Raw genomic sequence first — 11,008 nt, 5'->3', positions numbered from 1 at the left:
TTAACCCATTTTCCTTCCCAAGATTTCATTCAGGACATCCCATGGCTCTCGAGCGCACCCTCTCCATCATCAAACCCGACGCCGTTGCCAAAAACGTGATCGGCCAGATCACCAGCCGCTTCGAAGCCGCTGGGCTCAAGGTTGTGGCGGCCAAGCTGGTGCGGCTTTCGCGCGCCGAGGCCGAGCAGTTCTACGATGTGCACCGCGCACGCCCCTTCTTCAAAGACTTGGTGGACTTCATGGTCTCGGGTCCGGTGATGATCCAGGTGCTCGAAGGCGAGGGCGCGATCGCCAAAAACCGCGACCTGATGGGCGCCACCGACCCCAAGAAAGCCGCTGCGGGCACCATCCGCGCCGACTTCGCCGACAGCATCGACGCCAACGCCGTGCACGGCTCCGACGGCCCCGAGACCGCCGCCGCCGAAGTGGCGTTCTTCTTCGCCGGCCTCAACGTCTACACCCGCTGACCATGCAATGACGGCCAATTTGCTCGGTTTCGACCTCGACGGGTTGGCCGCCTTCTGCGAGCGGCTGGGGGAAAAGCGCTTTCGTGCGGTGCAGCTGCTGCGCTGGATCCACCAGCGCGGCGCCAGCGATTTTGGCGCCATGACCGACCTCGCGCGCAGCCTGCGCGACAAACTGCCCGGGCTGTGCGAAGTGCGGGCGCTGCCGGTGCTGGCGCAGCACGAATCGGCCGACGGCACCATCAAGTGGCTGTTCGACGTCGGCGAGGGCAACGCCGTCGAGACCGTTTTCATCCCCGAAGACGGGCGCGGCACGCTGTGCATCTCGAGCCAAGCCGGCTGCGCCGTGGGCTGCCGCTTTTGCAGCACCGGCGCCCAAGGCTTCAGTCGCAATTTAAGCACGGCCGAAATCGTGGCCCAGCTCTGGTTTGCCGAGCATTATTTGCGCCGTCAGTTGGGCCACCAAGCGCATGGTTTGAGCGAGCGCGTGATCAGCAATGTGGTGCTCATGGGCATGGGCGAGCCGCTGCAAAACTACGCCGCGCTGCTGCCGGCGCTGCGCCTGATGCTCGACGACCACGCCTACGGCCTGTCGCGCCGGCGCGTCACGGTCTCGACCTCGGGCGTGGTGCCGATGATCGAGCGCCTGGCCGCCGACTGCCCGGTGGCGCTGGCGGTGTCGCTGCATGCGCCCACCGACGCGCTGCGCGACGAGCTGGTGCCGCTAAACCGCAAGTACCCGATCGCCGAACTGCTCGACGCCTGCTTGGCCTATCTGCCCCGGGCGCCGCGCGACTTCATCACCTTTGAATACTGCCTGCTCGACGGCGTCAACGACCAAGACGCGCACGCCGAGCAGTTGATCGCCCTGCTGCAAGGGCACCGTGGGCAAGGCGTGCCGAGCAAGGTAAACCTGATTCCCTTCAACCCCTTCCCCGGCTCTGGCCTGCGCTGCTCCAGCCGGGCGCGGGTGCAGGCGTTTGCGCAGCGCCTCAACGCCGCCGGGCTGGTGACCACGGTGCGCAAGACCCGCGGCGACGACATCGACGCCGCTTGTGGCCAACTGGCCGGCGAGGTGCAAGACCGCACCGGGGCAGCCGAGCGGCTGGCGCGCCCGCGACCGGCCGACACAGGGCAGGCCGAGCGGTTGCAGACCGACTCGGTGCAGCCCATCATCTGGCAGCCGCGCAACGAGGCCCTTTCATGAACAGACCCAAAGCCCAAAGCCCTCTGTGGCGTGCTGCGGCATTGCTGGCGCTGGCGCTCGGCTTGGGCTTGGGCTTGACGGCCTGCGCCAGCCCTGGCGACGCCAGCCAGACCTCTGCGCTGACCGCAGGCACCACCGAGCCCACCGAGGCGCAGCGTCGGGCCCAGATCCGGCTCGAACTGGCCGCCGCTTTTCTGGAAAACAACCAGCCCGCCGTGGCGCTCGAGGAAGCCAACCGCGCGGTGCAGGCCGACCCGAGCCTGGCAGCGGCGCACAACCTGCGCGCGCTGGCGCTGATGCAGCTCAACGAACCGGTGCTGGCCGAGCAGAGTTTGCAGCAGGCGCTGCGGCTGGCCCCGCGCGACGGCGACAGCTGGCACAACCTGGGCTGGCTGCAGTGCCAGCAGCAGCGCTTTGCCGAGGCCGAACAATCGTTTGCGCAAGCCCTGCGATCGCCGGCTTATGCCACGCCAGCGCGCACCTGGATGGTGCAGGGCATCTGCCAGGCGCGTGCCGGCCAAGCCGCTGTGGCCATCCAGAGCCTGACGCGCGCCTTTGAGCTCGACCCCGCGCAGCCGGTCACGCTCTACAACTTGGCGCTGCTGCACCACCAGCGCAACGAAAGCGAACGCGCCCGCTTTTATTTGCGTCGCCTGAACCAGACCGAGTTTGCCAACGCCGAATCGCTCTGGCTGGCGATCCGGATCGAAAACCGCCTGCAAAACCGCGAGGCAGCGCAGCAGCTCGCGCGCCAGTTGCAACGCCGCTTCCCCGATTCGCGGCAGGCCAATGCCTACGAGCGAGGGGCCTTCGATGAGTAGCGAGACACGCCCGGAGCCATTGGATGGTCTTGCGCTGGCGCACCCGGGGGTTGAGTCCTCTGGTGCACCGGTGTTGACCCTGCGCCAAGCCCGCGAGCGGACCGGGCTGCGGGTTGAGGCTTTGGCGGCCACGCTCAAAGTGCCGGTGCGCCAGCTTGAAGCGCTCGAGGCCGGGCGCTACGACGAACTGCCCGACCCCACTTTTGCGCGCGCGCTGGCCTCGAGCGTGTGCCGGGTGCTCAAGACCGACCCCGGCCCTATTTTGGCCTCCTTGCCCGCCTTGGCCCGGGTGCGCTTGGGCGAACCCGAGAACGCCCTGCACACGCCCTTGCCCAGCGCAACGGCCAGCACGGTGCTGGCGCGTGCAGCCAGCGCCCCGATTCAGCGTTTGAGCGCGCCCGTGGCGGTGGCGCTGTTTTTGCTCGTGGCCGCGCTCACCCTCTGGTTCCTGCTGCCCCGGCAGGCGCCCGAGCCAGCCCCGGCCGGCGCCGAGCCGCAACTGGCTACGCAGCAGGCCCCTCAAGCGGCGCAGCCTGACGTGCCGACGCTCACTCCGACGCCTGCACCCGCACCCGCACCCGCGGCATCGCCTGTGCTTGCGCCTTTGCCCGCCCCCGCAGCGCCCGCAGCGCCCGCAGCCCCCACGGCTGCAAGCGCCCCGCTGCTCGCACCGGCCACGCAACCGGAGGTCTTGCGCCTGAGCGCCGACCAGACCGCCTGGGTGCAAGTCATCGGCGCCTCGGGCCGGGTGCTGTTGCAGCGCAGCCTGCAGCCGGGCGAGTCGGTGGTTATCAACGACGACTTGCCGCTGCAACTGGTCATCGGTCGCGCCGACGCCGTGCGCGTGAGCGTGCGCGGTGCCCCCACCGACCTGAACGCCGTCAGCCGCAACAACGTCGCGCGCCTGCAAGTGAGGTAAAGCCCTGTGAACCCGAACACCGACCACCGGCCCTGTGCCGACGAACCCCCGCCGCTGCCCGAAATCCCGCGCCGCAAAACCCACCAGGGCATCGTGCGCTGGGGCGAGCACCGGGTGGCGCTGGGTGGCGACGCGCCGGTGCGCGTGCAGTCGATGACCAACACCGACACCGCTGACGCCATCGCCACCGCGATCCAGGTCAAGGAACTGGCGCAGGCCGGCTCCGAACTGGTGCGCATCACCGTAAACAACGACGAGGCCGCGCGCGCCGTGCCACACATCCGCGAGCAGCTCGACCGCATGGGGGTGGTGGTGCCGCTGATCGGCGACTTCCACTACAACGGCCACCGCCTGCTGCAAGACTACCCGGACATGGCGCAGGCTTTGTCCAAATACCGCATCAACCCCGGCAACGTCGGCAAGGGCGACAAAAAAGACAAGCAGTTTGCCCAGATGGTCGAAGCCGCGCTGCGCTGGGACAAGCACATCCGCATCGGCGTCAACTGGGGCAGCCTCGATCAAGAGCTGCTGGCCGAACTGATGGACCAAAACGCGCGCCGCGCCCGGCCGTGGCTGCCGCGCCAGGTGATGATCGAAGCGCTGATCAGCTCCGCCCTGCAGTCGGCGCAGCAGGCGCAGGCCATGGGCATGGCGCCGGGCGACATCGTGCTCTCGTGCAAGGTCAGCGGCGTGCAAGACCTGATCGCGGTCTACCAAGAGCTGCACCGGCGCTGCGACTACCCGCTGCACCTGGGGCTGACCGAGGCCGGCATGGGCGTGCGCGGCACCGTGGCCTCGACGGCGGCGCTGGCCGTGCTGCTGCAGCAGGGCATCGGCGACACGATCCGGGTTTCGCTCACGCCGCAGCCGGGCGAGTCGCGCACCCAAGAGGTGGTGGTGGCGCTCGAGATCGTGCAGGCGCTGGGCCTGCGCAACTTCGTCCCCAGCGTCACCGCCTGCCCCGGCTGCGGCCGCACCACCAGCACCGTGTTCCTCGATCTGGCCAAACAGATCGACGATTATTTGCGCAGCTCCATGCCGCAGTGGCGCGAGCGCTACCCCGGCGTGGAAAACCTCAAGGTGGCGGTGATGGGCTGCATCGTCAACGGCCCGGGCGAGAGCAAGCACGCCGACATCGGCATCAGCCTGCCCGGCACCGGCGAAGCGCCGGCGGCGCCGGTCTATATCGACGGCGAAAAACGCCTGACGCTGCGCGGCGACGGCATTGCGGCCGAGTTTCAGCAAATCGTACAAAACTACATCGAACAGCGTTTTTCCTCCCATGCCTGAACTTTTGCGTGCCGTCAAAGGCATGAACGATATTTTTGCGCCCGCTTCCGGCCACTGGGAGTGGCTCGAAGCCCAGGTGCGCGAGCTGATGGCGCGCTACGCCTACCGCAACGTGCGCACCCCGATCGTCGAGCCCACGGCGCTGTTCGTGCGCGGCCTGGGCGAAGTCACCGACATCGTCGAAAAAGAGATGTACTCGTTCGAGGATCGGCTCAATGGCGAGCAGCTCACGTTGCGCCCCGAGGCCACCGCCGGCGTGGTGCGTGCGGTGCTGGAACACAATCAGCTCTACGACGGCCCCAAGCGCCTGTACTACCTGGGGCCGATGTTCAGGCACGAGCGCCCGCAGCGCGGCCGCTACCGCCAGTTTCACCAGGTGGGGGCCGAGGCGCTGGGCTTTGCCGGCCCCGACGTCGATGCCGAGCTCATCGCCATGGCGGCCGATTTGTGGGCGCAGCTGGGCCTGAGCGACATCCGGCTCGAGCTCAACAGCCTGGGCCAGCCGCCCGAGCGCTTGGCACACCGCCAGGCGCTGATCGCCTACCTCGAGCAGCACGCCGCGCAGCTCGACGACGACGCGCGCCGGCGCCTGCACAGCAACCCGCTGCGCGTGCTCGACAGCAAAAACCCAGACCTGCAGGCACTGATCGAGGCGGCCCCGAAGCTGATCGATTATTTGGGCGCGCAGTCGCTGGCCCACTTCGACGCCTTGCGTGCGCTGCTCGATGCACAAGGCATCGGCTACCGCATCAACCCGCGTCTGGTGCGCGGGCTCGATTACTACAACCTGAGCGTGTTCGAGTTTGTCACCGACACCTTGGGGGCGCAGGGCACGGTGTGCGCGGGCGGGCGCTACGACGGCCTGCTCGAGCAGATCGGCGGCAAGCCGGCACCCGCCGTGGGCTGGGCGCTGGGCATGGAGCGCATCCTCGAGCTGTTGAAGCTCCAGGGCAAGCTGCCGCCGCCAGCGCTGCCCGACTGCTACGCCGTGGTGCCGCAGCCCGAAGCCATGGTGCAGGTGCTGCCCCTGCTGCGCCAGCTGCGCGCGGCTGGGCTGGCGGTGCAGATGCACGGCGCCGGGCCTGAGGGCCTGAGCAGCATGAAGGCGCAGTTCAAAAAAGCCGATGCCAGCGGCGCCCGCTACGCGCTGGTGTTTGGTGCCGCCGAGCTCGCCGCCGGCCAGGTGGCGGTCAAGCCGCTGCGCGCCGACGCCCCGGGGGCCCTCACCGAGCAGACCCTGCTGCCGCTGGCCCAAGCCGGGCAGTGGGCGGCGCGCCTGCGCGCCTAGCCATCTGGCCTGACCATCAGGCCAGCGCCTACAATCGGCACCGAACAGGGTTTCAAGCAGGCCCAGCCCAGCCACACATCAGCGTGTGGCCCCGATTTTTTTGCACACGCAATTTTTGCAAGCCCACCGCCATGGCGAAAACCTTTGACCCGCACGAAGAAGAACAACTCGACCAGCTCAAGCGCTTCTGGGGCCAGTACGGCACCCTGATCACGTGGCTGCTGGTGGCCGTGCTGTTGGCCTTTGCCGGCTGGAACGGCTGGAACTACTGGCAGCGCCAGCAGGCCGTGGAGGCGGCCGTGCTGTACCAGACGCTGGATGAAGCCGCCGGTGCCAACGACACCGAGCGCGTGCGCCAGGTCTGGGCCGACATCCAGCAACAGGTGCCGCGCACCGCGCAGGCCCACCACGCCGGCCTGCTGGCGGCGCGCGCCCTGCAACAAGCCGATGCGCTCGATGACGCGCGGCTGGCGCTGCATTTCGTGCGCGACAACGCTGCCGACCCCGGGGTGGTGGCGGCGGCCCGCCTGCGTTTGGCGGCGCTGGAACTGCAAGCCGGGCAATACGAGGCCGCGCTGCAAGCCCTGGGCGCCGACATGCCGCCTGAGTTTGCTGCCCTTGCCGCCGACCGGCGCGGCGACGTGCTGCTGGCCCAAGGCCAGACCGACGCCGCCCGGCAGGCGTATCAGCAGGCTTGGGCAGCGATGGACGAGGCCGTGGACTACCGGCGCGTGATCGAGGCCAAGCTCAACGCCTTGGGAGTAGATCCCACCGCCCCGGTCCCTGCTGCCGCCGAGGTCAACCCAGCCGCCTCAGCCGCCCCGGCTACGCCAGTCGCCCCCCAGTGACGGAGACACCCCAGTGAACCCAAGCTCCCCGCTCAAGTCGCAACGCTTCGCGCCCCGCTCCCTCGCTCGCCCCTTGGCGGCGGCTTCTCTTGCCGCTGCCTTGGCGCTGAGCTTGGCGGCCTGCTCCTCGGCCCCAGAGCGCCCGGCGCCCACGCCGCTGGCACCGCTGGTGGCGCTGCAGCCCGCCACCCAAGTCTGGAACACGGCCATCGGTGCCGTCGATCCGCTGCTCACCCCGGCCGTGCATGGCCAGACGCTGCTGCTGGCCAACGCCGCCGGTGCCGTGCTGGCGCTCGACGGCGCCAACGGTCAGGTGCGCTGGCGGGTCGAATTGGCGCAACCCCTGTCGGCCGCCGCGGGCTTCGACGGCCAGACGGCGGCGGTGGTGACGCAGGACAACGAACTGCTGGCGCTCAACAGCGCCGGGGTGCAGTGGCGCGCCCGTCTGCCGGCGCGGGTGCTCACGGCCCCGCTGGTGGCCGGGCAGCGCGTGTTCGTGCTCGCCAACGACCGCAGTGTGCACGCCTTCGACGCCCGCAACGGCGCCCCGCTGTGGCAGCACCGTGGCCGCACCGCCGAAGCGCTGGTGCTGCAACAAAGCGGCGTGCTGCTGCCGGTGGGCGACACCTTGGTCGTCGGCCTGGGTGGGCGGCTGGTGGGCTTTGATCCGCTCAACGGCCGCATCCGCTGGGATGCGGCCATCGCCACCCCGCGCGGCGTGAACGAAATCGAGCGCTTGGTCGATCTGGTCGGGCGCACTGGCCGCGTGGGCGATCAGCTGTGCGTGCGCGCCTTCCAAGCGGCGGTGGGTTGCGTCGATGGCGCCAGCGGCCGCTTGGTCTGGACCCAGCCCGCCGACGGTGCCGTGGGCCTGAGCGCCGACGCCGAGCGTGTCTATGGCGTGGAGCGCAACGGCCGCGTGCTGGCCTGGCGCCGCGACGCCGGGGCGCGTGCCTGGAGCAGCGATGCCTTGTTGCACCGCGGCCTCACGGCCCCCTTGGCCGCAGGGCGCTCGATCGCCGTCGGCGACGCGCAGGGCTTCGTGCACCTGCTCTCGCGCGACGACGGCACCCTGCTCAACCGCCTGAGCACCGACGGCTCGGCCATCGTTGCCGGGCCGCTGCTGCTGGGCAACACCTTGGTGGCGGTGACGCGCAACGGCGGCGTTTACGCTTGGCGGCCGCAATGAAGCCGGTGCTGGCGCTGGTCGGGCGGCCCAACGTCGGCAAATCGACGCTCTACAACCGCCTGACCAAAACGCGCGACGCCATCGTCGCCGACCTGCCTGGCCTTACGCGCGACCGCCACTACGGCAGCGCGCGGCTGGGCAAGCGCGAGTTCATCGTCATCGACACCGGCGGTTTTGAGCCCCGGGCCGAGGCCGGCATCTACCGCGAAATGGCCAAGCAGACCCGGCAGGCGGTGGCCGAAGCCGACGTGGTGCTGTTCGTGCTCGACGCCCGCGCCGGCCTGAGCGCCCAAGACCACGACATCGCCGACTACCTGCGCAAGCTCGCCAAACCCTGCCTGCTGGTGGCCAACAAGGCCGAGGGCATGCAAGGGCAGGCGCAGTGGAGCGAGTTCTACGAGCTCGGCTTGGGCGAGGTGCTGCCGGTCTCGGCGGCGCACGGGCAGGGCGTGCGCGACATGGTCGAGGCAGCACTCGACCGACTGGCCGCTGCCGCCCCCGCTGAGCCAAGCGCCGCATCAGAGGCCGACGCCGAGGCCGACGGCGTGATCCGGCTGGCCGTGGCCGGACGCCCCAACGTGGGCAAATCCACCCTCATCAACGCCTGGCTGGGCGAAGAGCGGCTGGTGGCCTTCGACCAGCCCGGCACCACGCGCGACGCGATTGCCGTGCCCTTTGAGCGCAACGGGCAAAAGTTCGAGCTCATCGACACCGCCGGGCTGCGGCGCAAGGGCCGGGTGTTCGAGGCGGTGGAAAAGTTCTCGGTCGTCAAAACGCTGCAGGCGATCGAGGGCGCGCACGTGGTGCTGCTGCTGCTCGACGCCAGCCAGGGCGTGACCGAGCAAGACGCGCACATCGCCGGTTTTGCGCTCGACTGTGGCCGTGCGGTGGTGGTGGCGCTCAACAAATGGGACTCCCTCGACAGCTACCAGCGCCAGCAGTTGCAGCGCTCGATCGAGAGCCGCTTGGCTTTCCTCAAGTTTGCCTCGATGCACACCATTTCGGCGCTCAAGCGCCAAGGGCTGGCGCCGCTGTGGCCGGCGATCGCGCAGGCCCACGCCTCGGCCCACAAAAAAATGCCGACGCCGCTGCTCACACGCATTTTGCAGGAATCGGTGGCCCTGCAAGCGCCCAAGCGCAGCGGCATGTACCGGCCCAAAATGCGCTACGCGCACCAAGGCGGCATGAACCCGCCGGTGGTGGTGATCCACGGCAATTCGCTCGAAGGCGTGTCCGAGAGCTACCGGCGCTTTCTGGAAGGGCGCTTTCGCAAGGCCTTCGATCTGGTGGGCACGCCGCTGCGCATCGAGTTCAAAACCGCTGCCAACCCCTATGCCGAGCAATAAAAACCCGGCGCGCGCCCCAAGCGCCCTCGGTTGTGGTATCTTCTTCCTTTCCGAAACTTTACATTGAACACGGAACATATCGTGAGCAACAACAAAGGCCAACTCTTGCAGGACCCATTTCTGAACCAGCTCCGCCGCGAGCACGTTCCGGTGTCCATCTACCTCATCAACGGCATCAAGCTGCAGGGGCAGATCGAATCCTTTGATCAGTACGTGGTGCTGCTGCGCAACACCGTGACGCAGATGGTCTACAAGCACGCCATTTCCACTATCGTGCCGGGGCGTCCGGTGCAGTTCTCGGCCAGCGCGCCGACCGATGAGGCCTGAAAGCTGAATCCAGTTCCCTTCCTGCCTGCGCCTGACGCCGCCCCCTCGGGGCAAGACCGTTTGCGCGCTCCTGCCGAATTTAGCCCAAGCAAAACCGGCTCCGCCAGCGCGCAGCCCGGCGTGGTTTTGGTGGGTGTCGATATGGGGCAGCCCCACTTCGACGCCGAACTGCTCGAACTCAGCGAGCTGGCCCGCACGGCTGGCTACCGCGTGCTGGACCGGGTGGTGTGCAAACGCCGCGCCCCCGACCCGGCGCTGTACATAGGCTCAGGCAAAGCCGACGAGATCAAGGCCCTGGCGCTGGCCCACGGGGCGCTAGAAATCCTGTTCGACCAAGCCCTGAGCCCGGCGCAGCAGCGCAACCTCGAGCGGCACATGGAGCTGGCCGTCAACGACCGCGTGCTGCTGATCCTCGAGATCTTCGCCCAACGCGCGCGCAGCCACGAAGGCAAGCTGCAAGTCGAGCTGGCGCGCTTGCAGTACCTCAGCACCCGGCTGGTGCGGCGCTGGTCGCACCTCGAGCGCCAAAGCGGTGGCATCGGGCTGCGCGGCGGCCCCGGTGAGACCCAGATCGAGCTCGATCGGCGCATGATCGGCGAGGCCATTAAGCGCACGCGCGAGCGCCTCGAGCGCGTCAAGCGCCAGCGCAACACCCAGCGCCGCCAGCGCGACCGCAGCGGCACCTTCAAGGTCTCGCTGGTGGGCTACACCAACGCCGGCAAATCCTCGCTCTTCAACGCGCTGGTCAAGGCGCGCGCCTACGCCGCCGACCAGCTCTTTGCCACCCTCGACACCACCACGCGCCAGCTCTACCTGAGCGAGGCCGGGCGCAGCCTGTCGTTGTCCGACACCGTGGGCTTCATCCGCGACCTGCCGCACGCGCTGGTCAATGCCTTTGCCGCCACCTTGCAAGAGGCTTGCGAGGCCGACCTGCTGCTGCACGTGGTGGATTGCGCCAACCCGGCCCACCTCGAGCAGATCGCCAACGTGCAACAGGTGCTGCACGAGATCGGGGCCGACGGCATCGAGCAGGTGCTGATCTACAACAAGATCGATGCCCTGGCCCCCGAACGTTTGCCGCAGCATAGCGTCGATTCGATGGAACTAGACGGCCTGTCCGTAGCTCGAATCTTCGTCAGCGCTCAAACCGGCCAAGGGCTGGACGCCTTGCGCGGCTTGCTGGCGCAGCGCCTGCAGGCGGTCTTGCCGGCCGCAGTGCAAGAAATGGTTTAATGCGGTGCCCACGCACGGCGTGTGGCCCGGTTTGGGCACAATAGCGTTTTGTTCGACTTAACAACAGCCACCATCC

At 68.5% G+C, this 11,008-nt stretch carries 11 protein-coding genes; all 11 read left to right on the top strand.

The features are described 5' to 3' along the window. The first annotated feature begins 41 nt into the window (after window positions 1-41). The 11 genes from ndk to hflX all read left to right on the top strand — a co-directional run bounded on the left by ndk (window position 42) and on the right by hflX (window position 10,932). Window positions 42-467, top strand: coding sequence for a nucleoside-diphosphate kinase (ndk, locus tag SMCB_RS06990; protein WP_045535915.1), 426 nt, complete (start codon window positions 42-44; stop codon window positions 465-467). Window positions 468-474: 7 nt separating this feature from the next. After that, window positions 475-1,671: a dual-specificity RNA methyltransferase RlmN gene (rlmN, locus tag SMCB_RS06985; RefSeq protein ID WP_082027287.1), complete on the top strand. Its 1,197-nt coding sequence runs from the start codon at window positions 475-477 to the stop codon at window positions 1,669-1,671. Further along, window positions 1,668-2,492: a type IV pilus biogenesis/stability protein PilW gene (pilW, locus tag SMCB_RS06980; RefSeq protein WP_045535914.1), complete on the top strand. Its 825-nt coding sequence runs from the start codon at window positions 1,668-1,670 to the stop codon at window positions 2,490-2,492. Before rlmN ends, pilW begins: the two co-directional genes overlap by 4 nt. Beyond that, window positions 2,485-3,411, top strand: coding sequence for a helix-turn-helix domain-containing protein (locus SMCB_RS06975; RefSeq protein WP_171820290.1), 927 nt, complete (start codon window positions 2,485-2,487; stop codon window positions 3,409-3,411). Before pilW ends, SMCB_RS06975 begins: the two co-directional genes overlap by 8 nt. A gap of 54 nt (window positions 3,412-3,465) precedes the next feature. Beyond that, window positions 3,466-4,701 carry a flavodoxin-dependent (E)-4-hydroxy-3-methylbut-2-enyl-diphosphate synthase gene (gene ispG / locus SMCB_RS06970; RefSeq protein ID WP_045537790.1) on the top strand — a complete coding sequence of 412 codons (1,236 nt, stop codon included), beginning with the start codon at window positions 3,466-3,468 and terminating at the stop codon, window positions 4,699-4,701. Beyond that, window positions 4,694-5,989 (top strand): histidine--tRNA ligase, encoded by a 1,296-nt coding sequence (hisS, locus tag SMCB_RS06965; protein ID WP_045535912.1) that lies wholly within the window; start codon window positions 4,694-4,696, stop codon window positions 5,987-5,989. The genes ispG and hisS overlap by 8 nt, the downstream gene beginning before the upstream one ends. Before the next feature lie 131 nt (window positions 5,990-6,120). Then, window positions 6,121-6,837: a YfgM family protein gene (locus SMCB_RS06960; protein WP_045537788.1), complete on the top strand. Its 717-nt coding sequence runs from the start codon at window positions 6,121-6,123 to the stop codon at window positions 6,835-6,837. A 13-nt stretch (window positions 6,838-6,850) separates the two neighbouring features. Continuing rightward, window positions 6,851-8,026 carry an outer membrane protein assembly factor BamB gene (bamB, locus tag SMCB_RS06955; RefSeq protein WP_231851176.1) on the top strand — a complete coding sequence of 392 codons (1,176 nt, stop codon included), beginning with the start codon at window positions 6,851-6,853 and terminating at the stop codon, window positions 8,024-8,026. Beyond that, on the top strand, window positions 8,023-9,372 hold the full coding sequence (gene der / locus SMCB_RS06950) for a ribosome biogenesis GTPase Der (protein ID WP_045535910.1): 1,350 nt from the start codon (window positions 8,023-8,025) through the stop codon (window positions 9,370-9,372). Before bamB ends, der begins: the two co-directional genes overlap by 4 nt. Before the next feature lie 81 nt (window positions 9,373-9,453). Beyond that, complete coding sequence (gene hfq, locus SMCB_RS06945) at window positions 9,454-9,699, top strand: RNA chaperone Hfq (RefSeq protein ID WP_045535909.1); 246 nt, start codon at window positions 9,454-9,456, stop codon at window positions 9,697-9,699. A 141-nt stretch (window positions 9,700-9,840) separates the two neighbouring features. Beyond that, entirely contained in the window at window positions 9,841-10,932 is a 1,092-nt protein-coding gene (gene hflX, locus SMCB_RS06940; RefSeq protein WP_144400295.1) for a GTPase HflX, read from the top strand. Window positions 10,933-11,008 lie beyond the last annotated feature (76 nt).

This window comes from Serpentinimonas maccroryi, assembly GCF_000828915.1.
GTDB lineage: Bacteria > Pseudomonadota > Gammaproteobacteria > Burkholderiales > Burkholderiaceae_C > Serpentinimonas > Serpentinimonas maccroryi.
This window is presented reverse-complemented; position numbering and strand designations above follow the sequence as displayed.

Coding starts and splice junctions, on each gene's coding strand:
- ndk (WP_045535915.1), top strand. CDS start 42: ATGGCTCTCGAGCGCACCCTCTCCATCATCAAACCCGACGCCGTTGCC.
- rlmN (WP_082027287.1), top strand. CDS start 475: ATGACGGCCAATTTGCTCGGTTTCGACCTCGACGGGTTGGCCGCCTTC.
- der (WP_045535910.1), top strand. CDS start 8,023: ATGAAGCCGGTGCTGGCGCTGGTCGGGCGGCCCAACGTCGGCAAATCG.
- SMCB_RS06960 (WP_045537788.1), top strand. CDS start 6,121: ATGGCGAAAACCTTTGACCCGCACGAAGAAGAACAACTCGACCAGCTC.
- pilW (WP_045535914.1), top strand. CDS start 1,668: ATGAACAGACCCAAAGCCCAAAGCCCTCTGTGGCGTGCTGCGGCATTG.
- hflX (WP_144400295.1), top strand. CDS start 9,841: ATGGGGCAGCCCCACTTCGACGCCGAACTGCTCGAACTCAGCGAGCTG.
- hisS (WP_045535912.1), top strand. CDS start 4,694: ATGCCTGAACTTTTGCGTGCCGTCAAAGGCATGAACGATATTTTTGCG.
- SMCB_RS06975 (WP_171820290.1), top strand. CDS start 2,485: ATGAGTAGCGAGACACGCCCGGAGCCATTGGATGGTCTTGCGCTGGCG.